Annotated in this window: 21 protein-coding genes and 1 pseudogene; 8 read left to right on the forward strand and 14 right to left on the reverse strand. The window is 64.8% G+C overall.

The window, feature by feature from the left end:
* Positions 1 to 77: 77 nt before the first annotated feature.
* Genes CH268_RS13605 through CH268_RS13615 form a run of 3 tightly spaced genes read right to left on the reverse strand, consistent with a single transcriptional unit; the run spans position 78 to position 3,708 of the window.
* Entirely contained in the window at positions 78 to 1,493 is a 1,416-nt protein-coding gene (locus CH268_RS13605) for a vWA domain-containing protein (protein ID WP_094664611.1), read from the reverse strand.
* 1 nt (position 1,494) lies between these two features.
* Positions 1,495 to 2,376 carry an AAA family ATPase gene (locus CH268_RS13610; RefSeq protein ID WP_027497532.1) on the reverse strand — a complete coding sequence of 294 codons (882 nt, stop codon included), beginning with the start codon at positions 2,374 to 2,376 and terminating at the stop codon, positions 1,495 to 1,497.
* A gap of 51 nt (positions 2,377 to 2,427) precedes the next feature.
* Positions 2,428 to 3,708, reverse strand: a complete 1,281-nt coding sequence (locus CH268_RS13615) for a glutamate-5-semialdehyde dehydrogenase (RefSeq protein ID WP_094664613.1) — start codon at positions 3,706 to 3,708, stop codon at positions 2,428 to 2,430.
* A gap of 114 nt (positions 3,709 to 3,822) precedes the next feature.
* Here CH268_RS13615 and CH268_RS13620 point away from each other — a divergent pair, with 114 nt between their 5' ends.
* Complete coding sequence (locus CH268_RS13620; RefSeq protein WP_176457943.1) at positions 3,823 to 4,941, forward strand: NADH:flavin oxidoreductase/NADH oxidase; 1,119 nt, start codon at positions 3,823 to 3,825, stop codon at positions 4,939 to 4,941.
* Positions 4,942 to 4,961: 20 nt separating this feature from the next.
* On the opposite strand, the gene CH268_RS13625 is transcribed toward CH268_RS13620, so the two are convergent.
* The 9 genes from CH268_RS13625 to CH268_RS13665 all read right to left on the reverse strand — a co-directional run bounded on the left by CH268_RS13625 (position 4,962) and on the right by CH268_RS13665 (position 17,711).
* A complete protein-coding gene (locus CH268_RS13625; RefSeq protein WP_094664615.1) occupies positions 4,962 to 5,918 on the reverse strand; it encodes a D-2-hydroxyacid dehydrogenase in 957 nt (318 codons plus the stop codon).
* A complete protein-coding gene (locus CH268_RS13630; RefSeq protein ID WP_051365181.1) occupies positions 5,918 to 7,348 on the reverse strand; it encodes an MFS transporter in 1,431 nt (476 codons plus the stop codon). Before CH268_RS13630 ends, CH268_RS13625 begins: the two co-directional genes overlap by 1 nt.
* 111 nt (positions 7,349 to 7,459) lie before the next feature.
* Positions 7,460 to 8,656, reverse strand: coding sequence for a M20 family metallopeptidase (locus CH268_RS13635; protein ID WP_094664617.1), 1,197 nt, complete (start codon positions 8,654 to 8,656; stop codon positions 7,460 to 7,462).
* On the reverse strand, positions 8,653 to 9,933 hold the full coding sequence (locus tag CH268_RS13640) for an aminotransferase-like domain-containing protein (RefSeq protein WP_094664619.1): 1,281 nt from the start codon (positions 9,931 to 9,933) through the stop codon (positions 8,653 to 8,655). Before CH268_RS13640 ends, CH268_RS13635 begins: the two co-directional genes overlap by 4 nt.
* Positions 9,934 to 9,936: 3 nt before the next feature.
* On the reverse strand, positions 9,937 to 11,115 hold the full coding sequence (locus CH268_RS13645) for a M24 family metallopeptidase (protein ID WP_176457951.1): 1,179 nt from the start codon (positions 11,113 to 11,115) through the stop codon (positions 9,937 to 9,939).
* Between the two features lie 221 nt (positions 11,116 to 11,336).
* The gene (locus tag CH268_RS13650; RefSeq protein WP_230590991.1) at positions 11,337 to 12,050 is read right to left on the reverse strand and encodes a GntR family transcriptional regulator; all 714 of its coding nucleotides are present in this window, start codon (positions 12,048 to 12,050) and stop codon (positions 11,337 to 11,339) included.
* A 14-nt stretch (positions 12,051 to 12,064) separates the two neighbouring features.
* Positions 12,065 to 13,540, reverse strand: coding sequence for an NAD-dependent succinate-semialdehyde dehydrogenase (locus CH268_RS13655; RefSeq protein WP_094664621.1), 1,476 nt, complete (start codon positions 13,538 to 13,540; stop codon positions 12,065 to 12,067).
* On the reverse strand, positions 13,537 to 16,449 hold the full coding sequence (locus CH268_RS13660) for an FAD-binding and (Fe-S)-binding domain-containing protein (protein ID WP_094664623.1): 2,913 nt from the start codon (positions 16,447 to 16,449) through the stop codon (positions 13,537 to 13,539). The genes CH268_RS13655 and CH268_RS13660 overlap by 4 nt, the downstream gene beginning before the upstream one ends.
* Entirely contained in the window at positions 16,446 to 17,711 is a 1,266-nt protein-coding gene (locus tag CH268_RS13665) for an aspartate aminotransferase family protein (RefSeq protein ID WP_032370377.1), read from the reverse strand. Before CH268_RS13665 ends, CH268_RS13660 begins: the two co-directional genes overlap by 4 nt.
* Before the next feature lie 165 nt (positions 17,712 to 17,876).
* Here CH268_RS13665 and CH268_RS13670 point away from each other — a divergent pair, with 165 nt between their 5' ends.
* From CH268_RS13670 to CH268_RS13680, 3 genes are read left to right on the forward strand one after another with little or no spacing between them, the layout of a single operon-like run.
* Positions 17,877 to 18,704 carry a ribokinase gene (locus CH268_RS13670; RefSeq protein WP_441346974.1) on the forward strand — a complete coding sequence of 276 codons (828 nt, stop codon included), beginning with the start codon at positions 17,877 to 17,879 and terminating at the stop codon, positions 18,702 to 18,704.
* Entirely contained in the window at positions 18,701 to 19,171 is a 471-nt protein-coding gene (locus tag CH268_RS13675; protein ID WP_027497545.1) for a helix-turn-helix transcriptional regulator, read from the forward strand. The genes CH268_RS13670 and CH268_RS13675 overlap by 4 nt, the downstream gene beginning before the upstream one ends.
* 9 nt (positions 19,172 to 19,180) lie before the next feature.
* Positions 19,181 to 19,585 carry a VOC family protein gene (locus CH268_RS13680; protein ID WP_027497546.1) on the forward strand — a complete coding sequence of 135 codons (405 nt, stop codon included), beginning with the start codon at positions 19,181 to 19,183 and terminating at the stop codon, positions 19,583 to 19,585.
* Between the two features lie 19 nt (positions 19,586 to 19,604).
* On the opposite strand, the gene crcB is transcribed toward CH268_RS13680, so the two are convergent.
* Entirely contained in the window at positions 19,605 to 19,979 is a 375-nt protein-coding gene (crcB, locus tag CH268_RS13685; RefSeq protein WP_027497547.1) for a fluoride efflux transporter CrcB, read from the reverse strand.
* On the reverse strand, positions 19,976 to 20,389 hold the full coding sequence (locus tag CH268_RS13690) for a CrcB family protein (protein WP_094664627.1): 414 nt from the start codon (positions 20,387 to 20,389) through the stop codon (positions 19,976 to 19,978). Before CH268_RS13690 ends, crcB begins: the two co-directional genes overlap by 4 nt.
* Positions 20,390 to 20,434: 45 nt before the next feature.
* On the opposite strand from CH268_RS13690, the gene CH268_RS13695 reads away from it, so the two are divergent.
* The 4 genes and pseudogenes from CH268_RS13695 (at position 20,435) to CH268_RS13705 (ending at position 25,014) form a co-directional block, all read left to right on the forward strand.
* Positions 20,435 to 22,552: a RecQ family ATP-dependent DNA helicase gene (locus CH268_RS13695; protein WP_094664629.1), complete on the forward strand. Its 2,118-nt coding sequence runs from the start codon at positions 20,435 to 20,437 to the stop codon at positions 22,550 to 22,552.
* Positions 22,553 to 22,750: 198 nt separating this feature from the next.
* Positions 22,751 to 23,251: pseudogene (ectA, locus tag CH268_RS28245) on the forward strand (diaminobutyrate acetyltransferase); the annotation flags it as partial.
* Positions 23,252 to 23,299: 48 nt separating this feature from the next.
* Positions 23,300 to 24,577: a diaminobutyrate--2-oxoglutarate transaminase gene (gene ectB / locus CH268_RS13700; RefSeq protein WP_052058464.1), complete on the forward strand. Its 1,278-nt coding sequence runs from the start codon at positions 23,300 to 23,302 to the stop codon at positions 24,575 to 24,577.
* A gap of 38 nt (positions 24,578 to 24,615) precedes the next feature.
* Complete coding sequence (locus tag CH268_RS13705; protein WP_027497550.1) at positions 24,616 to 25,014, forward strand: ectoine synthase; 399 nt, start codon at positions 24,616 to 24,618, stop codon at positions 25,012 to 25,014.
* Positions 25,015 to 25,111: the final 97 nt, after the last annotated feature.

Here is a 25,111-nt window from a genome sequence, read left to right on the forward strand (position 1 = left end):
CGTGTCCTCACCGGGGCCGGATTCGTGCTGCACAACCGACGATTCTACGTCCGTGGCAGCGACGCCGGTTACACGCCTCATACCGGCAACAGTCGTGAGACCACCGTCGCGAGCTGTTGGGCCGACCGACACTCGTGCATCGCAATCACGTCCGCATACACCTTGGCCGCCGAATCACCGGATCCCCACTGAGATTTGGGCTCGGGGTTGAGCCAGTAGGCGTGCTTGGCCACCGAGACGATTCGGGCCAACGCCGGCAGCTTCGGTTCGCGGTAGTTCGTCCGGGCATCGCCCAGAACGAGAACCGAACTGCGGCTGGTGATGACCTGCGCGTACTTCTCGTCGAACGTCGTCAGGGCATGCCCGTAATCCGAATGGCCGTCGTAGGTCACCAGGTCCGCTTCACGCACGATCCGGCTCATGGCGGCCCCGAGGTCTGCCCCGGAATCGAAGAACCGAGTCACCTCGTCGGTGGAATCGACGAACGCAAAGATTCGTACCCGGGAGAACTGTTCACGAAGAGCGTGCACCAGCAGCAGGGTGAAGTTGCTGAATCCGGCCACCGACCCCGAGACATCGCACAGCACAACCAGTTCCGGCCGGGCCCGACGCGGCTTGCGCTCCACCAGGTCGATGGGAATACCGCCGGTCGACATGGATTTGCGCAGCGTGCGTCGCAGATCGATGGAGCCGTGCCTGCTTCGACTGCGGCGCACCGCAAGTCGCGAGGCCAGCAACCGCGCCAACGGTGCGACGTTACGCCGCAACGCAACCATCTCCGCGTCCGAGGCACGCAGGAAATCGACTTCCTCCGCCAGTTTCGGCACACCGTAGCTCGCTACCCGGTCGCGGCCCAGTTTCTCGGCCGACCGTCGCCTCGTCTCGCTCTCGACCATCTTGCGTAGGTCGGCAATACGTTGCGCTGCAGTACGTTTGGCCACCTCCGACTCGTAGTCGTCGGTGGGCCGATCCGGCGCGTCGTCACTTCGGCCCAGCAGGCCGTCGAGGATCTTGCGGAGCAGCGTGTCGGGAGCAACATCACGCAGTGCCTGATAGGCCGAGAACGACGGCCCGTTCGAGGACTTGTACTGACCGAGTTCCTCGACCATCTGGGCCGCCAGCATCTGGGTCAATTCGGCCGCCTCCGCCGAGTCGTCCGAGAGCAGTTCGACGATCAGCTCACGCAACGCATCGATATCGACCTCGCCTGTCTCGGTGCGAGGCAGCGCGGTGTCGATCTGCCCTGAATCCCTGGTACCCGATGCCACCGGAAACCACAGGTCGAACAACGCGTCGAACACCCCGCGGTGCGTCGGACGCCTCAGCAGCGCGCAGGCCAGCCCTTCGCGGACCGCTTCTCTGTCCAACAGATCCAACACCGACAGGACGCGTCCGGCATCGACGGTCTCCGACGGCCCCACCGAGATCCCACGCTTGCGTAACGCCTCGACGAAGCCGACGAGATGCCCGGGAATTCCGTGTGGGGCGAGCATGTCAGTTCAGCCGCAGTTCGGCGGCGGCGCGCACCTGATCCGACTGATGCTTGAGCACGACTCCGAGCGTCGACCGGACCGCGTCGTCGTCGAGGGTGTCCATACCGAGGGCCAGGAGTGTGCGACCCCAGTCGATCGTCTCGGCCACCGACGGCAACTTCTTGAGCTGCATCCCTCGGAGCACGCGGACGGTCTTGATCATCTGCTCTGCGATCGCCTCGGGCAGTTCGGGAACGCGGCTGGCCAGGATTCGACGCTCGAGGTCCGCGTCGGGAAAGTCGAGGTGCAGGAACAGGCAGCGGCGCTTGAGAGCTTCCGACAGTTCGCGCGTGGCATTGGAGGTCAACACGACGAACGGGGTGCGCTCCGCCGTGATCGTGCCCAGCTCGGGAATGGTGATGGCGAAGTCGCTGAGCACCTCGAGCAGCAGGCCCTCTATCTCGACATCTGCCTTGTCGGTCTCGTCGATCAGAAGCACGGTCGGCTCGGTTCGGCGAATGGCCTGCAGCAGCGGCCGAGCCAGCAGAAACTCCTCGGAGAACACGTCGAGCTTCGTCGAGTCCCAGTCGGCACTCGAGCCAGATTGGATACGCAGGATCTGTTTGGCGTGGTTCCACTCGTACAGAGCCCTCGCCTCGTCGACGCCCTCGTAGCACTGCAGTCGCACCAGTTCGGCTCCGGTCGACTGCGCGACCGCGCGCGCCAATTCGGTCTTGCCGACTCCGGCGGGACCCTCGATCAACAGCGGCTTGCCGAGGCGATCGGCGAGAAAGACCGATGTGGCCGTGGCCTTGTCGGCCAGATACCCCGTCTCGGCCAGACGGGCCTGAACATCGTTCACGCTCGCGAACAACGGTGGTGTCGTCGGTAGGGCACGGTCCACGTCACAACTCCTGGAAGATCGGGTCTGGCGGGTCGGGTGGCTGCAGGCCGGTCAGACGGGTCTGACGTGCCCGTCGCCCCACACCGTCCATTTGGTCGAGGTCAGCTCGGGCAGGCCCATGGGGCCGCGGGCGTGCAGCTTCTGGGTGGAGATGCCGATCTCGGCACCGAAGCCGAACTGCTCGCCGTCGGTGAACGCGGTGGAGGCGTTGACCATCACGGCAGCCGCGTCGACTCGTCGGGTGAATTCGCGCGCAGCACCGATGTCCGACGCGACGATCGCCTCGGTATGGCCGGTGCCGTATCGGTCGATGTGGTCGATCGCCTCGTCGAGGCCGTCGACCACCTTCAGCGCGATGTCGAGCGAGAGGTATTCCTGCGACCAATCGTCGTCGCCTGCGGGAACCAACCCCGGCAGATCACCGTGCACCGTGACGCTGTGCATGTGGAACGCCTGCAACAACCTCGGCACCATGGTTTCGGCGATCGCGGCATCGACCAGCACCGTTTCGGCGGCGTTGCACACGCTCACCCGGCGGGTCTTGGCGTTGAGCACGATCTTCTCGGCCGTCTCGGCGTCGGCGGACGAATGCAGATAGACGTGGCAGTTACCCACCCCGGTCTCGATGGTGGGAACCGTGGCATCACGCACGACCGCGGCGATCAGACCCGCTCCCCCACGCGGGATCACGACATCCACCAGCCCGCGGGCCTGAATGAGGTGGGTGACCGTCGACCGATCAGCACTACTGAGCAGTTGTACTGCCGATTCCGGCAGCCCGTGGCTCGTGAGCGCACCCTGCAGCGCCTCGACCAGGGCTGCGTTCGACTGCGCCGCGGACGAGGACCCCCGCAGCAGCACTGCGTTCCCGGATTTGAATGCCAGACCGAACGCGTCGACAGTCACGTTGGGGCGCGCCTCGTAGACCATGCCCACGACGCCCAGCGGAACCCGCATCTGCCTGATCTCGAGCCCGTTGGGGAGCGTCGATCCGCGGATGACCTCGCCGATCGGATCGGGTAGGCCCGCCACCTGCCGCAGCCCGGCGGCAATACCGTCGATGCGCGGTGCAGTCAGCCGCAGCCGATCGAGCAGACCCTCGTCCGTTCCCGCAGCGCGGGCGATCTCGATGTCGGCGGCGTTGGCTGCGAGCACCGGCTCCGCTGCGGCCAGCACGGCGTCGGCCGCGGCATGCAGCAGCGAATCCTTTTCCGCAGTGGTCAGCAACGCCAGTGCACGTGAAGCGACGCGGGCTCGGCGAGCAGCCGAGTGCACGTTCTCGCGCTCGTCGGCAGAGGACGGCACCGAAGCGGCCGAGACGGAAGCAGTCATGCACTACACACTAATAGGGCCGGGGAATGAAGCTGCATCTCCACGTCGTTGCAGCACAGCGTGGACATCGCCGACGTCAACGACGTCGAGACCGACAGACCGGAGGAACCACCTGTGAGTGCCCTGTTCGAGCCCCTGACATTGCGCGAGCTCACCTTTCCCAACCGGGTATGGATGGCACCGATGTGCCAGTACTCGGCCGACGAGACGGGCTCGAACGTCGGCGTCGCGGGCGGCTGGCATCGCACCCACCTGGTGAGCCGCGCGATCGGCGGAGCCGGCCTGATCATCACCGAGGCCACAGCGGTCAGCCCCGAGGGCCGAATCAGCCCGTCGGACCTGGGCATCTGGAACGACACACAGGCCGACGCACTGGCCGAGATCGTCACCGAGATCTCGTCCTTCGGTACCGTCCCGGGCATCCAGCTGGCGCATGCGGGCCGGAAGGGCTCGACGGCGGCTCCCTGGCTCGGTGGCACATCACTGCCCGCCGAGGATCCCCGGAGCTGGGAGACCGTGGGCCCGAGCGCCGTACCGTTCGGTCGTTACGCGACACCACGGGAAGCGACAGCCGACGACATCGCAAAGATCGTCGACGATTTCCGTAACGCTGCGCAGCGCGCACTGAAGGCCGGGTTCCAGGTAGCCGAGATACACGGCGCGCACGGATACCTCCTGCACCAATTCCTCTCGCCTGCCAGCAACACCCGCACCGACGCCTACGGCGGCGACTTCGCGGGACGGACTCGCCTGCTGATCGAGGTGGTCGACGCGGTCCGCGAGGTGTGGCCGGCCGAGCTTCCGGTGTTCGTCCGACTGTCGGCAACGGACTGGCTCGACGAACCCGAGAAGTCCGAGGCTGCAGCCGACTTGGAAGCTCCGAGTTGGACCTCTGATCAGACTGTCGCGCTGGCGCAGATACTCACCGAGCACGGGGTGGATCTCGTCGATACGTCCACCGGCGGGAACGTACGCGCCGAGATTCCGGTCGAACCCGGTTACCAGGTGCCGTTCGCACGGCGTATCCAGAACGAGACCACGATGCCGGCCGCAGCGGTGGGGATGATCACCGAACCGAAACAGGCCGAGGACATCGTTTCGCTCGGCGAGGCGACTGCGGTGCTCCTCGCCCGTGAGCTGCTGCGCGATCCGTACTGGCCACGGCGCGCGGCCCGCGAACTCGGAGTGGAGATGACACCGGCAGTGGCACCGCAGTACGAGCGGGCCTACTGACAGTCACATCACAAGACCGGTCACACCACGAAACCGAGCTTCTTGTCGACGACGTTGCGCAGCTGTTCGCCGCGAAAGTATCGCTGCGCGTTGTCGACGAAGAGGTCGGCGAGACGACTCTTCCACCCCGACGCGTCCCCGCTCATGTGCGGAGTGACGACCACGTTCTCGGCCGCCCACAGCGGGTGGTCGGCCGGGAGCGGCTCGGTCTCGAAGACGTCGAGCGCAGCCCCGGCGAAGTGTCCCGAATCGAGATGTGTGAGCAGGGCATCGGTGTCGAGTAGCTCGCCGCGACCGACGTTGATCACCCTCGATCCGGGCTTCATCGCGGCCAACACAGAATCGCCGACCAGGCCCCTCGTCTGTTCGGTCAGCGGGGCAACCAGAACCAGGTAGTCGGCCCGCCCTACTTCGTCCACCAGATCATCACTGGCGTACACGGTGCCGAAGTCTCCGTCGCCGCCTCGCGCTGTTCGACCCACGCCGGAGACCGACATTCCCACAGCACTCAGCAGAGTCGCGATGGCACGACCGATTGCTCCGGTGCCCACGATCATCACGTGTGCACCGTCGATGCGTTCGGTCTCGCGGTGCTGCCAGGTCTTCGAATGCTGCAGTGTGCGCGAACGTTCGGAGTCCTTGGCGAACGCGAGGATCTGAGCCAGCACGAACTCCGCGATCGGTCGGTCGAACACTCCACGCGAATTGGTCACGACCACATCGGATTCCACCAGTTCGTCGAACATCAACGAGTCCACTCCGGCAGCGGCGATATGGATCCACTTCAGCGAACCGCAACGCGACCACGCGGATTCGACTGCGGGCGAGAAGAAATCCCACAGCAGCAGGGCGTCGGCACCGTCGACGGCCTCGGCGAGCGTGTCGGCGGTGGCGTATCTGATGTCGGCGACCTCCGCGACGGACTCGAGACCCTCGGGAAGGTCGCCGGCATGCAGAACGGCCAGGACCGGACGCACTACTTCGACTTGTATCCGACGAGCTCGACGCCGGACGCAGCGACCTCGTCGTCGTTGTCACCGGGGCACTGGGTGCCGCGCAACGACCGGCCCGCGGTTTCTGGCATCAGCAGGATCGGAACGAACGCGATGGCGGCTGCGATCATCATGTACCAACCCGGGATCAGGTTGGAACCCGTTCGGTCGATCAGGAACGTCAGAATCAGCGGTGCCGTGCCGCCGAAGAGCGCCGTCGAGACGTTGTATCCGATGGCGAACGCTCCGTAGCGCACCTGGGTGGGAAACAGTGCGGGCAGCGTCGACGACACGCAGGAGCACATGATGACCAGCAACACTCCGAGACCGAGCAGGCCGATGCTCTGGCCGATCAGGCCGGTGTTGATGATCAACAGAAACAGCGGGACGCTGAAGACGAAGTACCCCACACAGGCGACCAGCAGCAACGGCTTTCGACCCACCCGGTCGGACAGAGCGCCGATGGGGTTGATGATCAACATCATGATGATCATGATGGCCACGAGGGTGAAGTTCGACTGAGTCGTGCTGTGCCCCAACGTGTCGCTGAGGTACGAGGGCAAGAACGTGAGCACCGTGTAGTACGCGATGTTGAGCAGCAGCACGAATCCCATCAGAATCAGGATTCGCTGCCAGTACGTCAGGGTGGCCTTGAGGGAGGTGACTGCTCCACCTGCACCTTCTTCGACCGTGCCACCGTCTTCCTTGGCCTCGGCGAACACCGGAGAATCCTCGAGCCGGGTCCGCAGCCACAACGCGACGATGCCCAGCGGGAGCGTCACCAGGAACGGAATTCGCCAGCCCCAGGCCTCCATGGTCTCGTCTCCGAGCCCGACGTTGAGCAGGGTGCACAGGGTGGCACCGCCCACCGTGCCTGCGAGGGTGCCGAATTCGAGGAACGACCCGAAGAATCCGCGGCGCTTGTCGGGCGCGTACTCGGCCATGAACACTGCTGCGCCGCCGTACTCACCGCCGGTGGAGAAGCCCTGCACCAATCGGCAGACGAGCAACAACAACGGTGCTGCGATACCGATGGTGTCGAACGTCGGCAGCACCCCGATTGCCGCCGTGGCCAACGTCATCATCGAGACGGTCAGGACGAGGACCTTCTGACGACCGATGCGGTCGCCGAGCGGGCCGAGCACGATGCCGCCGATGGGGCGAATGATGAACGACGCGGCCAGCACGGCGAACGTGGAGAGCAGGCTCGCTCCCCCGTCGTCCGACGGAAAGAAGTTGGCGGCGATGTAGACGGCGAGGTAGCCGTACACCGCGTAGTCGAACCACTCCACGGCGTTGCCCAGTGCGGACCCGCCGATCGCGCGATGCAGAATTTTCGTTTCGTTCGCGCTGAGTGTGTCGGTACTCGGCGGATATCCGGTCGGCGAAGCTGCCGACCCTGAAGTTTCGGTCACGGTCCAATACCTCTCGCTTTATGACAACGTGGAGCGTCGGTTTGGTACTTCGCAGCGTCCGACTTTACGTCGACGCCGGACGCACGTCTCGAACAACCCCCTCTTGGAAAACTAAAGACCAGGTGGCGCAGCGATTCTGGTGGCGATCAACGCGTACGCCTTTGCGCTGTCGGTCAATTGCTGCACGGCGACGGACTCATCCGGCCGGTGCGCCTGGTTTTCGATCTCCCCGGGACCGAGCACGACGGTGCGGATACCCATCTGCTGTGCCACGAAACCACCATCGCACGAAGCCGTCCAGATGTCAGTGAAACCGGCAGATCCGATGTCGCGAACCGATTGCATTGCAGTGGTGACCAATCCATCGTCCGCAGCGGTCAGAAAGCCCGGCATTTCCATCGACACCTCGAGATGTACCTCGATTCCCGAACCGGTGATACCTGCCGCGTCGATCCGCGAACGCAGGTCGTCCACCACCTCCGCAGCGCTCTCATCGGGTAGCAGCCGACGGTCGACCGTGAGCACGCACCGGTCGGCAACCATCGACGTACCGGTGCCTCCCGTCACGGTGCCCACGTTCCAGGTAGCGGGACCGAGTTCGGCGTGTGGATCCTCGCCCAATTCGATCTGCCAGTCCTCGATGACGGCGACGATGCGGGCGGCAGCGGATATCGCATTGGCACCGTTGCGCGGCCGACCTGCATGTGCCGAACGCCCGCGCACGTCGATCTCGATATTCGCGGCTCCTCGGCAACCGACGATGGTCACCAGGTCCGTCGGCTCGGCCACCACGCAACACTGGAAACGACGGGTTCCCGGGTCGGCGACGAATGCTCGAATACCCAAACCCGTGTCTTCCTCGTCCACCAGACACGCCAACGTCATCGGGAAGCGATCTGCAAGACCGGCACGGTTCACCGCATCCATAGCGGCCACCACTGCGGCCACTCCCCCTTTCATGTCGCATGCTCCCCGTCCGACCATGCGCCCCTCTCGCACGACCGCGGTGAACGGATCCGTCGTCCAGCCGGTGCCCGCCGGAACGACGTCGGAGTGGCCGACGAACAGGACCCCCGGGGTGTCATCGGGTCCGATCGAAGCGATCACGTTCGGTCTGCCGGGAGCGACCTCGATCCTGCGAACGTCGAATCCCAGTGCGCGACATCGCTCCGCGAGTATTTTCGCGCACTTTTCTTCGGTGTCGCCCGGATTTTCACCGCCCGCCTCGATCAACGCGGCTGTGAGAGAAACGATCTCGTTCTCGTCGACGGAGTCGAGCAGAGACTGCTGGGCACTCGGAACGGTCATCGCGTGGGGTCGGAGGCGAGCAGATGCTTCGATTTTTCCACCGCCACGGCCAACCGCCTGATGCCTTCCTCGATGCGCTCGGGTGTCGACGAGGCGAAGCACAGCCGTAGCGAATCGTGAAACTTGCCGCCCACCGACAACGCCGGTCCGGGAATGTAGGCAACTCCTTCGGCCAGTGCGGTTTCGAACAGATCCTGCGTCGAGAAATCGTGGTCGTTTCCGCGCAACGTCGCCCACAGAAAGAAGCCCCCGTCGGGGTCCGTGGTGGACATCACGTCACCGAAGTGTGTCGCAATACTGTTCTGCATCGCCATCTTTCGCGGTAGGTACACCGCAGCCAGCGACCGCAGGTGCTCCTCGAGCAGCCCGCGCCGGATGTACTCGGCCACCATCCTCTGTGCCGGAAGATTCGTACAGGTGTCCATTGCCTGCTTGGCGTTGACGATCAACCGACGCGCTTCGGGGGCCGCGTCCACCCACCCCACGCGCAGACCGGGAGCGATCATCTTCGAGAAGGTCCGCACCGAGAAGATCAGCGGATCGTTCGGACTCAGCGCCCCGAAACTCGGGATCGGGTCCCCCGAGAAACGCAGCAGGCCATACGGATCGTCGTCGAGAATCACCGAGCCCCATCGGTGTGCCAACTCGATCAACAACAGTCGACGCTCGAGCGAGAGCGTGACCCCGGACGGGTTCTGAAAGTTGGGAATAACGTAGATCATCTTCGGTAGACGCCCGGCTCGCTCGACGAGTTCGGGTAACGCCTCGACGATGAGACCGTCACTGTCCATCGGTGCCTCGAGAATATCGCCGCCGTAGCTCAGCACTGTGGCAGTTCCGTTGGTGTACGTGGGACTTTCGACGATGACCAGATCACCGGGATCGACGAACAGCTTGCAGGCGATGTCGAGACCCTGCATGCCGCCCGAGGTGATGACGACCCGACCCTCGGACGTGGGTTCGCCGACGGACTCGAGATACGCCAACAACGCGTCGAGCAGACCCGGATCACCCTCGGTGGCACCGTAATCGAAGGCGTCCGCTGTGAGCACACTGCCGGCGATCTCGGTGAACGCGGCAGCCGGAACCGTCTCGGCTGCAGGAGATCCCATCGCGAACCTGACGATGTCGTGTTTCTGGGCAGCGAGAAGCGATGTCGACGAGTCGATCACCGATCCCACCAGTTGGTCGGTGCGCAGGGCCCAAGGAATGGCAGGAGTGGAGCCTGCGGAACGACCCTTTTGGTCAGGAGTGGAGCCTGCGGTGGAGGTGGTCATGTCTCACTCCTTCGTCAGTAGTTCTCGGGGGTATGCGGTGAAGGTTTCGACGCCGGTGTCGGTGACTCGGACTGCTTCGGACACCTCGTATCCGTAGTCGTCCATCCACATTCCGCCGATGATGTGAAAGGTCATGTTCTCGGCCAGGACGGTCTCGTCGTCGGTGCGGAGGCTCACCGTGCGCTCGCCCCAGTCGGGGGCGTACGCGACGCCGATCGAGTAGCCGATGCGCGACGGTTTGTGGAGGCCGTGCTTGGCCAGGCTGGTGTTCCATACCTGAGCCAGCTCGGTTGCGGTGACCCCGGGGCGGACCGTTGCCAGTACCTCGTTCAGCGCTTCACCGGTGGATTCCGCAAGGTATTTCAGACGCGGACTCGGCTTGCCGAGCACGATCGTGCGGGCCATCGGAACGTGGTACCGCCGGAACACGCCGGCCAGTTCGACGACGGTGGTCTCGCCTCGGACGAACCGTTGATCCGACCACGTCAGGTGCGGAGTGTCCGCTCCTGCCCCGGTAGGCAGCATCGGCACGATGGCTGGGTGATCGCCGCCGAAGTCGGCTGTGCCGCGTACCTGTGCGTTCATGATGGCGGCAGCGGCATCGCACTGCCGTTCCCCTACCGAAATCGCGTGGTGCGCAACAGACATCGCGGCCTCGCACACCGTCGCCGCACCGCGCATCAACGCGATCTCGGCCGGCGACTTGACCACGCGGATCCAATTGACCAACTCGTACGAGTCGGTGAATCGGTACTCGGGTAGCGATTTGACGAGCGCTTCGAAGGCCTTGGGGCTGAAGTAGTACGAGTCCATCTCCAGTCCCACTTGACCGTGCTCGAAGTTGTTGACCAGCCCCAACTCTCGTAACTTGGCGGCTACCCAGACGAACGGGTGGGTGTCTCTGCGCTGAACGAACGTCTCCGGGTATCCGAAGGTGTGGTCCTGCGGCAACCACGACGTACGGAACGCACCGTTGGCATCCATCTCGCGAGCGAAGAAGTACAGCTCGCCGTCCAGCGGCACGTACAGCATTTGCGGGGTATAGAACGAGAGTGCGTTGTAGCCCAGTAGATAGTAGAGATTCGCGGGGTCGGTGACGATCAGCGCAGTCAGGTTCTGCGACGCCATGCGCCGACGGACGGCTGCGAGCCGGTCGGCGTATTCCTCGTCGGTGAACGTGATGGGCGTGCTGTTCGGTACGTCCGGGTAGCGGGCCAGGCCGGGAGCAGCCCGTCCTGGAGTCTGCGCGGGTCCGATTGCGGTGACGTAGGCATCGTCGGATGAGGCGTTCACGGGCACCCCCTTCGGGAGGTCTTTTAGTAGATTGTTGACAATCAGGCTATCCGCTGGTGTCGGCGGGGAGCAAGGGCTGCCGTGTTAAAGCTGTGTTGCGCCCGAAGGCTCTACCCGGGTGATGCGAGTACGGATTGCTCGGAGTGTTCGTCGACCATGGCTCGCGTCAGATCGTGCACGGCGGTGTCCATGTGTTCGTGGACGCCCTTCTCGAGCGCATCCCAATCCGATCCCAGCAGCAGATCGACGATCAGCTGATGTTCCTCGACCAGAGCCTCGGGACGGTAGTAGGCAGTTTCGAGATTTGCCATGCAAATGCGTGCCTCGGCCGCCAGCGTGGCGTACATACGCGACATCCGACTGTTCCTCGTGGCCGCTACCAGGGCAGTGTGAAAGGCAAGGTCGCGTTCGGCGAGGCCACGCCAATCCGCCCGATCGATGAACGGCTGCATCTGCATCACGATGGCCGAGAGTTCGTCGGCGGTCTTGATCAGCTGCGCACGATCTCCATGTACCAGAGTCCATGCCGCACCGACCTCGATCGCTGCGCGCGACTGGTAGATCTCGGCGACGTCGCCGCTGCTGAGCTCGACGACGAACACACCGCGGTTGCGGTAGCTGACGAGCAGTCCCTCCTGATTCAGACGCTGTAACGCCTCTCGCACGGGGCCACGTGAAATCTCCAGCTCCGCCGCGACATTCGCCTCGTTGATCTGTTCTCCGGGCGCGTAGGACCCGTCGATGATGCGATCGCGAATCTGATCCGCGATCACCATCGACGTGTTGCGTGCGTCGATCGGTGTCAGGCGTCTCGAACCGGGCATGATCAGAACCTTCCTCAGCTGCGGGGAATCGCGAAGTATTTGTACTCCAGAAACTCGTCTATTCCGACTTTCCCGCCCTCACGGCCGAGTCCCGATTGTTTGACACCACCGAACGGGGCTGCCGGATTCGACACCAGCCCGGTGTTGAGCCCCACCATGCCCACCTCGAGGCGCTCCCCCATTCGCAGAGCCCGATCGATGTCCTGGGTGAACACGTATCCGACCAGTCCCCATTCGGTGTCGTTGGCCAGCGCGACGACCTCGTCCTCGGTGTCGAAGGGAACGATGGCGGCCACCGGTCCGAATATTTCCTGGGACATCAGATCCGATTCGGTATCGACATCGGTCAGGACGGTCGGTGGGTAGAAGTAGCCCGGCCCGTCCGGGGCCGCACCTCCGACGACGGCGCGGGCACCGCGTGCGAGAGCATCGTCGACCAGCGCCTGGACCTTGCCCCGGGCTGCGTCGTCGATCAGCGGCCCCACCTCGGTGCCGTGAGAAGCGCCCGCGCCCACCCTCAGCGCACCCATTCGGTCGGCCAAAGCATCCGAGAAGCGTTGTGCCACACTGCGGTGAACGAAGAACCGGTTCGCTGCGGTACATGCTTCGCCCATGTTGCGCATCTTGGCAACCATGGCTCCGTCGACGGCGCGGTCGAGATCTGCATCGTCCATCACCACGAAGGGTGCATTCCCACCCAGCTCCATCGACGTCCGCATCACCGTCGCCGCCGCTTGTTCGAGCAGAATCTTGCCCACTGCCGTGGATCCGGTGAAGCTGATCTTGCGGGCAGCGCCGCTGCTCATCCACGACCCCACGACACCCGACGCATCGGTGGTCGGCACGATGTTGACGACGCCCGCAGGCACCCCCGCCTCGTGCAGAATCTGCACCAGTGCAAGTGCGGTCAGCGGCGTCTGCTCGGCGGGCTTGAACACGACGGTGCAGCCTGCCGCAAGGGCGGGCCCGATCTTGCGAGTTCCCATGGCCAGCGGGAAGTTCCACGGCGTGACGAGAATGCAGGGCCCGACCGGCGCGCGGGTGACCACGACGCGGTTCTTCCCGTCTCCGGTCAGGGTGTGATCACCCGAGATGCGTACCGCTTCCTCGGAGAACCAGCGAAAGAACTCGGCTCCGTACGCCACCTCGCCGCGCGCGTCGGCGAGCGGTTTACCCATCTCGGCGGTGATGATCGCAGCGAGTTCCTCCGAGCGGGCCATGATCATCTCGTATGCCGTCCGCAGTATGTCGCTTCGCACTCGCGGTGCGGTGGCCGCCCACTCCGCCGCGGAGTCGACGGCTGCAGCGAGCGCTTTCTCTGCGTCCGCGATACCGCCGTCCGCAACCGTGGCGATGACCTCGCCCGTGGCCGGGTCCACGACGTCGAATCGGGCGTCCGATACCGACGGCGACCACGCCCCACCGATGAAACAATCTGTGGGAGAGGTGATGCGCGGACGCGTGAGGCTGGTGGTCGAGCTGGCGGTCATGGCCGCGGTCCTTTCGTCGAACGTGGATCGAGTATCTGCGCCAGGTGTACGGATGCATCGTCGCCCGAGTCACCGGTCAGTTGGCGCACCTGCATGTGACAGCTGAATCCATCGGTCAGAACAGGAGTGTCGGGTTCGGTGGCCCGCAACGCGGGCGCGAGAGCCTGCTCGGCGACATCCATGCTGAGCTCGTAATGCCGACTCTCGAAGCCGAAATTTCCTGCTACACCGCAACATCCGGTGGCCTCACGTACCGACTCGACGCCCACGGCGGCGAGGGCCCGGCGCTGCGTTGCATCGCCGAACACGGCGTACTCGTGGCAGTGAGTCTGCACCGTGACCGCAGCCGGCATGTCGCCCGCGGGCTGCCAGCCCGCGCTTGCTTGATCGATCACCGCTCCGGCAAAGCTCTGGACGCGCGCCGCGACCCTCCTCGCCGCGTCCGTGGGGACCAGTTCGGGCATGTCCTTACGGAACGCGGCCGCACAGCTCGGTTCGGTCACGACGATCGGCCTGTCGGTACCGTCGTCCAGCGCCGCAACGGCTTTCGTCAGCTGCTTGCGAGCGGACTTCAGCTGACCCGTCGAAATCCACGTCAAACCGCAACACACATCCGTTCGGCATTCGGTGGTGCGTCCGGAGTCTTCGAGAACGCGTTGTGCCGCACCCGCGACCTCGGGGCGAAATCCCTGTGTGAACGTGTCGACGACGAGCACCACATCGGCGTCGCGGCCACCGCCGACTCGGACGGCATCGGCCAGTTCCTTCGACGACGCGAACCGAGGCAATGCGCGTTCGGTGGTCAGCCCACCCAGACGTGCCGCCACTGCCGACACCCGGGGTGTCAGCAGACGATTGAGCAGCGGTGCCGTTCGCATCGTCACCGCGAGCCATCGAGGCAACCACCCGAGCGAGTAGTGCGACAGCGGCCGCAGCCGCCTCGCGTAGTGATGGTCGAGGAACTCCGATTTGTACGTGGCCATGTCGACGCCGACGGGACAGTCCGAGGAGCAAGCCTTGCACGACAGGCAGAGATCGAGCGACTCCGCAACGTCCTTCGATGCCCATCCGTCGGCCACCGTCGGAGAACTGCGCACCATCTCCTGCAGCACCCGCGCCCGGCCCCGCGTCGAATCCTTCTCGTCACCCGTCGCACGGTAGCTCGGGCACATGACGCCACCGGTTGTCGTTCGACATTTCCCCACGCCCACACAGGATTGGGTGGCATGGACGAACGGGTCCAGATCGGGTCGCGACCCTATCTGGTGCAGATCGAAGCTGGTCTTCCACTCCCGGGCCGGGATGCCTTGAAGCATCAGGTTGTCCATCAGGGGTTCGGGGTCGGTGATGGATCCGGGGTTCAGGATTCCCGCGGGGTCCCAGATGCGCTTGAACCGGGAGAAGGCGTCGAGCATGCGAGGGGAATACATGACCGGCAACAACTCCGAGCGCGCGCGGCCGTCACCGTGCTCGCCCGAAAGACTGCCGCCGTGCTTGACGACGACGCGTGCGGCAGCGCGCAGGAAGTCGTACATCACTCGTCGTCCGGCGTCGGTGCGTTGGTCGAAGGTGATCCGTACGTGCATGCAGCCGGCACCGAAGTGGCCGTACATCACTCCGGTCAAGTCGTGTTCGGCCAGTAGCGAATTCAGGTCCGCGAGATACGCCGACAGGTTTTCCGGTGCCACGGCGGCGTCTTCCCAACCGCCCCAGGACTCGACTCCACTCGCCAGGCGCGTCGCCAAACCAGCACCGTCCTCGCGCACCCGCCACAACGCTGCGCGATCGGCCGCATCGGTCACGATACGACCCTCTTTGACGCGCCCGAGCCGACCGAGCGCCTCGAGCAACCGAGATGCCTTGTCCTGCACTTCTGTCGCATCGGACCCGTCGAGGTCGACGTACAACCAGGCATTTCCTGCAGGGAGCCCCCGTACCGAGTCCGGTCCGCGGCGATACTCCATCGTGCCGGCGATGTTGTCGTCGATTCCTTCGACGGCGGCGGGTGAGAACTCGAGAATGGTCGTCACGTCCGCCGCGGCGGCCACCACGTCGTCGTATCCGAGACACAGCAGCAGTGCGGCTGGGGGTACGGGCACGACGGCGACGGTCACCGACACGATCACCACGCAGGCACCTTCGCTTCCGACGAGGGCCCGGGCAACGTCGAAACCGTTCTCCGGCAACAGATGCGAGAGGTGGAATCCCGATACCTGACGCGGGATGCGACCCAACTCGACCCGAAAGAGGGCCAGGTTGTCGGACACCAGCGAGCGCAGCTCGCTCGAAATGCGCTCGGCTGCAGCCACAGCCGCCGAGTCCTGGGTTCGCAGCGCCTGCACACCGGTGCGGGTGACTCGCAGCAGGTATCCGTCGGCGGTCACCACGTCCATGGCCACCGTGTGATCGGCGGTGCGTCCGTACCGCACGGAGTGGTTACCGCACGCGTCGTTGCCGACGGCTCCGCCCACCGTCGCGCGGGTCTTGCTGGACGGATCGGGCGCAAAGGTGAAGGCACCGTCGGTCCGCGTCACCAGCTGACGTTGCAACTCCGAGATGACGATTCCGGGCTCGACGACGGCAGTCCTGGACTCGGTGTCGACCGAGAGCACCCGGTTCATGTGGCGCGAGAAGTCGAGGACGATTCCACGGCCGATTGCGTTGCCCGCCATGGAGGTACCGCCGCCACGCCCGATGACGACAACGTCGGCGGCGGCACACAGCGACACGACCGTGGCCACTTCGTCGGCGCTGCGCGGAAAGACGACAGCGGCCGGCGGGACTCGGTAGTTCGACGCGTCGTAGGAGTATTCGGCCAACCGTCGGGACGAATCGTCGACATCGATGCCCAGTCTTCGCACTCGCTGTACGAGTGCGGGCACCTCGGAACGAACAGGGGCTGCTGTCACAGGACGTTCTTCAATGTCCGCGACAACGCGTCGAGTCCGAACGTCATCTCGTCGTCGTTCACGATCAGTGCGGGGATGATACGAACCACGTTGCCGAGCGCACCGCAGGTGAGCAACAGCAGCCCTTCGTCGATGGCACCCTGTTGCACCCGCAGAGCAGCGGCGGCGTCGGGATTGCCCGAGCTGTCGACGAATTCGAGCGCCTGCATCAATCCGAGTCCCCGAGCATCACCGATGGCCGGGTGCTGTTCCTTCAGCGCGAGAAGGCCGTCGAGGAGAACTCGGCCCTGCGCTGCCGCGTTGTCGACCAGACCTTCCTCGCGCACGACGTCGAGGGTAGCGACTCCCGCTGCAGCAGCGACGGCGTTACCGCCGTAGGTTCCGCCTTGCGACCCCGGCCATGCCTTGCCCATCAGCTCTGCCGATGCGGCGATCGCCGAAATCGGGAACCCGCTGGCGAGTCCTTTTGCGGTGATGAGGATGTCGGGAGTGATCGACGAGTGCTGATGGCCCCAGAACGTTCCGGTGCGTCCGACTCCGGCCTGCACCTCGTCGACGATCAGGACGATGCCGTGGGTGTCGGCGCGTTCGCGCAAGCCCTCGAGGAATGCAGGGGGCGTGGGCAGGTACCCGCCGTCGCCCAGCACCGGCTCGATGATGAACGCAGCCGTGTCGGCGGGGCTGGACATCGTCATCAACAGGTAGTCGAGTTCCTTCAGCGCGAAGGCGACTGCGGTGTCCATGTCCCATCCGTACCGAAATGCATACGGAAACGGTGCGATGTGCACCCCACCCATGATCGGCGAGAATCCCGACCGAAACTTGGTTCCCGCCGTGGTGAGCGATGCAGCCGCCACCGTTCGCCCGTGGAAGCCGCCGTGGAATGCAACGATGTTCGGTCGACCGGTTGCCATGCGCGCCAATCGGATCGACGCCTCGACCGCCTCGGATCCCGAGTTCGCGTAGAACACACTGTCCAACCCGGCAGGCAACACTTCTCCGAGCTTGTCCGTCAGCGCGAGCAGGGGTTGATGCATGACGGTCGTGTACTGGGCGTGGATGATCTTGCCCACCTGCTCGCGAGCTGCCTCGACCACGCGGGGGTGGCAATGACCGGTGCTGGTGACGCCGATGCCGGTGGTGAAGTCGAGGTATTTGCGCCCGTCGGTCCCGATGATCCAGCTGCCCTTTCCGTGGTCGACGACGATCGGGGTCGCCTGCTTGAGTGCGGGGCTGAGGTGGGTGCGAGTCGACGCTGTCATGGGTGCCATCGTCACCCACCGATTACGGATTGTCAACAATCTGCAATTACGAATTCGGGGCCGGATCACGCCGTTCGGTCGAGCCCGGGGCGATAGGGTTCGGTCGTGTCCGCATCGAACCCTCGCTCGAACAGCCCACGCATCGTCGTACTGGGCAGCATCAACATGGACCTGATCACTCGGACCCCCGCCCTGCCCGAACCGGGCGAAACCGTGATGGGGACCTCGTTCGACACCGCTCCCGGCGGCAAAGGTGCCAACCAGGCGATCGCGGCGTCGAAGTCGGGAGCTCGCGTGAGCTTCGTCGGGGCGGTCGGGGACGACGAATTCGGGCCGACACTGCGGCACACACTCACCAGCGCAGGCGTCGACGACCACGCTCTGCGAACCGCAGCAGGAGCCTCCGGTATCGCCGCCATCACCGTCGACGACCGAGCCGAGAACAACATCGTGGTCGTCGCCGGAGCCAACGGCGGCGTGCACGAACTCACCGACGACGACCTGGCGGTCATCGGCGGTGCCGATATCCTGCTGTGCCAGTTGGAGATTCCTCTCGAGACCGTGCTCGCCGCGTTCGAGTACGCGCACTCCCACGACGTCGTGACGATGCTCAACCCGTCCCCCGTCCGGGATCTGCCCGACGCTCTGGTTGCCGCCACCGACGTCCTGGTGGTCAACGAGGCCGAGGAAGCGCGCATCGGGAGCCGAGCGGACGACATAGAACATGTGGTCACCACGCTGGGCGCACGAGGCGCGAGATACCGCGGCTCGGAATCGTTCGAAGTACCTGCGCCGAAGGTCGAGGCGGTCGACACCACCGGAGCGGGCGACGCTTTCGCCGGGGCACTCGCGGCGTCCTGGTCGAGCGGTCCCCGCGCTGCAGTCGAATGGGCCGTCGCCGCAGGTGCTTTCGCTGCGACGGGAGCGGGCGCGGGCTCGTCCTCGGGAACGAGGGCCCAGATCGAATCCCTTCACGGTGCGGACGCGCGATGACTGCGTACGACCCGACCGAGCTTCGCCTGCTGCGCCGCGCGCGCGATCGAATGGATCGCGATTTCGCGCAACCGCTCGACGTCCCCTCACTCGCCAGAACCGCGCTGATGTCCACTGCACATTTCAGTCGCCGGTTTCGAGAGGCCTACGGCGAGACGCCGTACGCGCATCTGATGACACGACGGATCGAGCGCGCCAAAGCGCTGCTGCGACGCGGAGACGTCACGGTCACCGAGGCATGCTTCGCGGTCGGTTGTACCAGCCTCGGGTCGTTCAGCTCGAGATTCACCGAGATCGTGGGCGAGACACCGAGCGCCTACCGCGCCCGCGATCATCGTGGCAGCCACGCCGTACCCAGCTGCACGGCGATGGTTCTCGGACGCCCGATGCGAGGGCCCACATCCCCGACGGCGGCGGTGACCGAGCCGAGCAGAATCGAAGAAGCATCTGCGGCCGGGGCGTCCTAGCCTTCATCCATGACACTTTCACTGAGCCACGTTCACGTCTACACCGACGACCCCGATGCCTCGGTTGCGTTCTACCGAGACGCTCTCGGACTCGAGGTCAAGAGCGAGGTGGCCAACGACGGCTACCGCTGGATCACGCTGTCCACCAGCGAACAACCCGAGATCGAGGTCGTGCTGTCGCAGCCGCACGCAGGCCGTTCTCGGGAACTGGGCGATCAGCTCGCCGCGCTGCTGGCCAAGGGCGAGTTGCCGGGACTACTGTTCCGCGCCGACGACCTCGATGCCGCGTTCGAGCGGATCCGCGCGGCGGGTACGGGCGAGATACTGCAGGAGCCGACGAGTCAGCCCTGGGGTGCCCGCGATGCCGCGTTCCGCGACCCGGCCGGAAACATGGTGCGCGTCAGCCAAGCCTGAAGTGTGGCACCCGCCTCGACTACAGAGCCGAGGCGAGCGCCAGACCGCCACCGCACGCGAGTACGGACGCCACCAGCGTGCCGATCGCGTTGACGGCGGCGTCGACCCGACGGCCCTGCTGCAGTAACCGCACGGTGTCCACGGTCGAGGTACTGAAGGTGGTGTAGCCCCCACAGAACCCGGTTCCGAGAACTGCCTGCGCATCGGTGGAGCCGGCGCGCAGCATCACCCAGCCGGCCAGCAACCCGAGCAGGAACGAGCCCGAGATGTTGATGCCGACGGTTGCCCACGGGAAGCTCGTGCGCGAGCTCAGCCGTGACTTCACCTCCGCATCGACGAAGAATCGCGCGACCGACCCGAGCGCGCCGGCCAGGATCACCAGGGCCGCGATCATCGGATCACCCTGCCGGCGAACATGATTCCGGCTCCGGCCGCCACAACTCCCAACACCACACTGACGACGGCATATGCCGACGCCAGTCCGGTGAACCCGCCCCGGACACCCTCGACCGTTTCGAGGGCGAAGGTGCTGTACGTGGTGAACGCGCCACAGAACCCCGAACCGCCGAGCAACCGGAGCCGACGCCGTCCACCCGCATCGGGACCACTGCGCAGCAGCGACTCGAGCAGCAACCCCAGCACGAAAGCACCGACGATGTTGATTCCGAAGGTGGCGAGAGGCCACTGCGACGTCGTGTGCGGGAGACGTTCCTCGATCGCATAGCGAGCAGCAGTGCCTGCCGCGCCGCCGACGAACACCGTTGCCAAGGCCGCGAGGTTGCGGTGCGATGCCGGGTCGCTCACCGCCGGCTCTGCTCTCTGTCGTACCGATGCTGCACGATGAACAGTATGACGACAGCGACGCACGCGACCGTAGGCAACTTGCGCGAAGACGCCGAAAGGCTGCTGCGTGAGCTCGCCGGCCCCGATGCGGTGTTGCGCGAGGACCAGTGGACGGCAATAGAGGCGCTGGTCGTGCACCGTCGGCGTGCGTTGGTGGTCCAGCGGACCGGTTGGGGTAAGTCGGCTGTCTACTTCATCGCCGCGAAACTACTGCGCGCCCAGGGTCTGGGACCGACGGTCATCGTGTCGCCGCTGCTGGCGTTGATGCGAAACCAGGTCGCCTCTGCGCAGCGTGCCGGGGTGCGGGCGGCGACCATCAACTCGGGCAACATGACCGAGTGGGACGAGATCCATCAACAGGTGAACTCGGGTGAGCTCGACGTGCTGTTGGTCAGCCCCGAGCGCCTGAACAATCCCGACTTCCGCGACCAGGTGCTGCCGTCGTTGGCCGGTGACGCCGGCCTGGTCGTGGTCGACGAGGCCCACTGTGTCTCCGATTGGGGACATGATTTCCGGCCCGACTACCGGCGGATCCGAACCCTCATCGCCGAACTGCGCGACGGCATACCCGTGCTGGCCACCACCGCGACCGCGAACGACCGGGTGGTCGACGACGTCGCCGCCCAACTCGGGGTCGGCGGCGGAGACACCCTGGTCCTACGCGGCGGACTCGCACGAGACTCACTACGGATGTCGGTGGTGCGGATCGAGAACGCCACCGAGCGCGCAGCGTGGCTCGGCGATCACCTGAAGACCCTGCCGGGCTCCGGAATCATCTACACGCTGACGGTCTCGGCCGCCAAGGATCTCGCCGCGCTGCTCACCGACCAGGGCCACGTCGTGGCGTCGTACACCGGTCAGACCGACCCCACCGAACGCGAATCACTCGAAGCCGACCTACTCGCAAACCGGGTCAAGGCGCTCGTCGCGACCTCCGCACTCGGAATGGGGTTCGACAAACCCGACCTCGGCTTCGTCGTGCACATGGGGGCACCGTCCTCGCCGATCTCCTACTACCAGCAGGTCGGTCGCGCCGGCCGCGCCACCGAACGCGCCGACGTCGTACTACTCCCCGGCCACGAGGACCGGCAGATCTGGAGCTATTTCGCCTCCGTCGCATTCCCGCGGGAACATCTCGTGCGACAGGTCATCGATGCACTCGATACCGACAAGGCTCAGTCGACTCAAGCTCTCGAGCCACTGGTCGAGCTCAATCGCAGCAGGCTCGAGATGGTGCTCAAGGTCCTGGACGTCGACGGTGCCGTCAGACGCGTCCGTGGCGGTTGGATGGCCACCGGTGAGTCGTGGACGTACGACGCGAGCCGCTACGAACGTCTCGAGCAAGCCAGGGACCGTGAGCAGCAGGCGATGCTCGACTACCAGAGCACCGATGGGTGCCGGATGGAATTTCTTCGCCGGCAGCTCGACGACCCCGATCTCGGCGCACCCGGAACCGAGTCCGACCGTTGCGGCCGATGCGACAACTGCACGGGCGAGCATCTCTCGTCCGCGGTCGATGCCACGTCGGTCGACTCTGCGAGGGCCCGGCTCGATCGCCCCGGACTCGATCTCCAGCCCCGAAAGCAGTGGCCCAGTGGGATGAAAAAGCTCGGTGTATCGCTCTCGGGCAAGATCGGCAACCCGCACCGACCGGGTCGCGTTCTCGGCCGCCTCACCGACCTCGGGTGGGGTGGACGCTTGCGAGCCCTGCTGGATGCACCCGACGCTCCCGTCACCGAGGCGCTGGAGAAGGCCTGCATCTCGGTGCTGGCCAACTGGGACTGGGCCGACCGGCCGACCGCCGTGCTGGCCCTCGACTCCCCCACCCACCCACTGCTGGTGCGCTCGGTAGCCGAGCGCCTGGCAACCGTCGGGAAGCTGCAGAACCTGGGAGTGATGCAGGTCAGACCGGGACATCCTCCGGTATCGGCCGCGAATTCGGCCTTCCGAGTTGCCGGCCTGGTGGACTCGTGGGACGTTCCGGACGTATCGTCCGTGGACGGGCCGATTCTGCTCGTCGATCTGCTCACCGACACCGGTTGGACGTTCACGTGTGCGACCGCTGCACTGCAGGCTGCGGGAGCGGATGCGATCCTCCCCTTCGCATTGGCAACGCCCAAATAGGGCGCAGCGGCTACGCCGAACCAGGGCCTTCTCGGAGTGCGGGTTTGAAAACGCGCCAGGTGGGTACCGCCAGCCGATCCCGAAATATGTGAGCACCATCACAATCGGCGGTTAACCAGGCAAAGCATGTCCGATTCGGGCGTCGATTCTCCGACGCACTCGATATGCTCCCGCCTCCTTGTTACGGTCGTATTTCCTATGAAGCCTGCATTGCTGAGAGGTACCCCGCTCACTGCGCCGGACGCAGTGAAGTTTCGTAAGCCACAGATCTCCGACGGAGTCCGGCTCTGGGAGATCGCAAGAGATTCACGGGTTCTGGATCTGAACTCCAGCTACTCGTACGTGTTGTGGTGCCGAGATTTCGCGGCCACCACTGTCGTATCCGACATCGACGGCCGCGCAGTCGGATTCGTCACCGGATACATCCGCCAGGACGCCCCTCGAACCTTGTTCGTGTGGCAGGTCGCCGTGGATGCGGACCAGCGCGGCAAGGGACTTGCCGGTCGCATGCTCATGGAGCTGCTCGACCGCCTCGAGCCACAGGGCATCACGCACCTCGAAACCACGATCAGCCCCGACAACGAGGCGTCCATCGCAACCTTCACCAGCCTCGCACGCAAGCGAGGCACCGACATCGTCAAGTCGGATTTGTTCGCGCCCAACGATTTCCCTGATAGCCACGAAGCAGAAGAGCTCTACACCGTAGGCCCGGATGCATCGCGGAATTACGAAAGGAACAAGCAGAACATGACCGAAAAGAACACAGTGACAACAGAGAAGCCCGATGTATTCGAGACCGTCGAGTCCGGCGTGCGTAGCTACAGTCGCCAGTGGCCCGCCGTGTTCACCACAGCGAAGAACTCGGTCATCACCGACGAGAACGGCAACGACTACCTCGATTTCTTCGGTGGCGCAGGCGCACTCAACTACGGCCACAACAACGACATGATCAAGAGCGCGTTGGTGGACTACATCACCAGCGATGGCATCACCCACGGACTCGACATGTCCACCGTCGCCAAGCGTGAGTTCCTCGAGTCGTTCAAGAAGAACATCCTCGACCCCCGCGGCTTGGACTACAAGGTTCAGTTCCCCGGCCCGACGGGCACCAACACCGTCGAGGCAGCACTCAAGCTCGCTCGAAAGGTCACCGGGCGCGAGGCGATCATCAACTTCACCAACGCATTCCACGGCATGACACTCGGCGCGTTGTCGGTCACCGGCAACTCGATGAAGCGAGCTGGCGCCGGAATTCCATTGGTGCACACCACTCCGATGCCGTACGACAACTACTTCGGCGGCGTCACCGAGGACTTCCAGTGGTTCGAGCGCGTTCTCGACGACTCGGGCAGTGGATTCAACCGTCCGGCCGCGGTGATCGTAGAGACCATTCAGGGCGAGGGCGGCATCAATGTCGCACGTCCGGAGTGGTTGCGCGCGTTGGCCGAACTGTGCTCGCGACGCGAAATTCTGCTGATCGTCGACGACGTGCAGATGGGCTGCGGCCGTACCGGCCAATTCTTCTCGTTCGAGGAAGCCGGCATCACCCCGGACATCGTCACCCTGTCGAAGTCCATCGGCGGCTACGGCATGCCGCTGGCGCTGACACTGTTCAAGCCCGAGCTGGACGTCTGGGCACCGGGTGAGCACAACGGCACCTTCCGCGGCTTCAACCCGTCGTTCGTCACGGCAAAGGCAGCCATCGACCACTACTGGTCCGACGACAAGTTCGAGAAGGAAACCCTCGCCAAGGGCGAGCACATCCAGGATCGATTCATCAAGCTGTGCGCCAAGTTCGACGGCATCTCGACCCGCGGTCGTGGCATGGTCCAGGCCCTGGTGTTCGACGACGCGGAGTTGGCCGGCAAGGTGTCTCAGCTGTGCTACGACGAGCGTCTGCTCGTCGAGACCGCGGGCCCCAAGGACGAGGTCGTCAAGCTTCTTCCTCCGTTGACCACGACGATCGACGAGCTCGACCGCGGCCTGGACATCATCGAAAGTGCAGTGGCGAAAGTTCTGTCCTAGCAGCGTCCAGCACACACCGACATCGAAGGAGACATCGCATGATCGTTCGCACCACCGAAGAAATCACCGGAACCGACCGCGACATCTCGAGCGAGGACGGCAACTGGCGCAGCAAGAGAATCATTCTGGGCGGCGACAAGGTCGGCTTCTCGTTCCACGAGACCACCATCCAGCCCGGAACGGTGAACAACTTCCACTACGCGAATCATGTCGAAGCGGTGTGGCTCATCGAGGGTGAAGGAACGCTGACCGATCGCGAGACCGGACAGACGTACGAGCTCGGACCGGGGTCGATGTACCTGCTCAACGGGCACGAGCGTCACACCGTCGAGCCGCGCACGACAATGCGCATGCTGTGTGTGTTCAACCCGCCGGTCGTCGGCAACGAGACGCACGACGAAAACGGCGTGTACCCCCTCGTCGAGGTACCTGCGTAACGCATCTCGCCACAACACCGGGCCCGCACCGACGCATTGTCGGTGCGGGCCCGGTGTCGTCGTTGTCGGTCGATGCGTGACACGACTCTTCGCTATC

The organism is Rhodococcus sp. 06-1460-1B (genome assembly GCF_002258475.1).
GTDB classification, from domain to species: domain Bacteria; phylum Actinomycetota; class Actinomycetes; order Mycobacteriales; family Mycobacteriaceae; genus Rhodococcoides; species Rhodococcoides fascians.

Excerpts from the sequence above, each read along its gene's own strand:
- CH268_RS13675 (WP_027497545.1), top strand. The coding sequence starts at position 18,701 with ATGACTGCGTACGACCCGACCGAGCTTCGCCTGCTGCGCCGCGCGCGC.
- CH268_RS13695 (WP_094664629.1), top strand. The coding sequence starts at position 20,435 with ATGACGACAGCGACGCACGCGACCGTAGGCAACTTGCGCGAAGACGCC.
- CH268_RS13635 (WP_094664617.1), bottom strand. The coding sequence starts at position 8,656 with ATGACCGTTCCGAGTGCCCAGCAGTCTCTGCTCGACTCCGTCGACGAG.
- CH268_RS13670 (WP_441346974.1), top strand. The coding sequence starts at position 17,877 with ATGGACCTGATCACTCGGACCCCCGCCCTGCCCGAACCGGGCGAAACC.
- ectB (WP_052058464.1), top strand. The coding sequence starts at position 23,300 with ATGACCGAAAAGAACACAGTGACAACAGAGAAGCCCGATGTATTCGAG.
- CH268_RS13605 (WP_094664611.1), bottom strand. The coding sequence starts at position 1,493 with ATGCTCGCCCCACACGGAATTCCCGGGCATCTCGTCGGCTTCGTCGAG.
- CH268_RS13655 (WP_094664621.1), bottom strand. The coding sequence starts at position 13,540 with ATGACCGCCAGCTCGACCACCAGCCTCACGCGTCCGCGCATCACCTCT.
- CH268_RS13650 (WP_230590991.1), bottom strand. The coding sequence starts at position 12,050 with ATGCCCGGTTCGAGACGCCTGACACCGATCGACGCACGCAACACGTCG.
- CH268_RS13615 (WP_094664613.1), bottom strand. The coding sequence starts at position 3,708 with ATGACTGCTTCCGTCTCGGCCGCTTCGGTGCCGTCCTCTGCCGACGAG.
- crcB (WP_027497547.1), bottom strand. The coding sequence starts at position 19,979 with ATGATCGCGGCCCTGGTGATCCTGGCCGGCGCGCTCGGGTCGGTCGCG.
- CH268_RS13640 (WP_094664619.1), bottom strand. The coding sequence starts at position 9,933 with ATGACCACCTCCACCGCAGGCTCCACTCCTGACCAAAAGGGTCGTTCC.
- CH268_RS13705 (WP_027497550.1), top strand. The coding sequence starts at position 24,616 with ATGATCGTTCGCACCACCGAAGAAATCACCGGAACCGACCGCGACATC.
- CH268_RS13680 (WP_027497546.1), top strand. The coding sequence starts at position 19,181 with ATGACACTTTCACTGAGCCACGTTCACGTCTACACCGACGACCCCGAT.
- CH268_RS13665 (WP_032370377.1), bottom strand. The coding sequence starts at position 17,711 with ATGACAGCGTCGACTCGCACCCACCTCAGCCCCGCACTCAAGCAGGCG.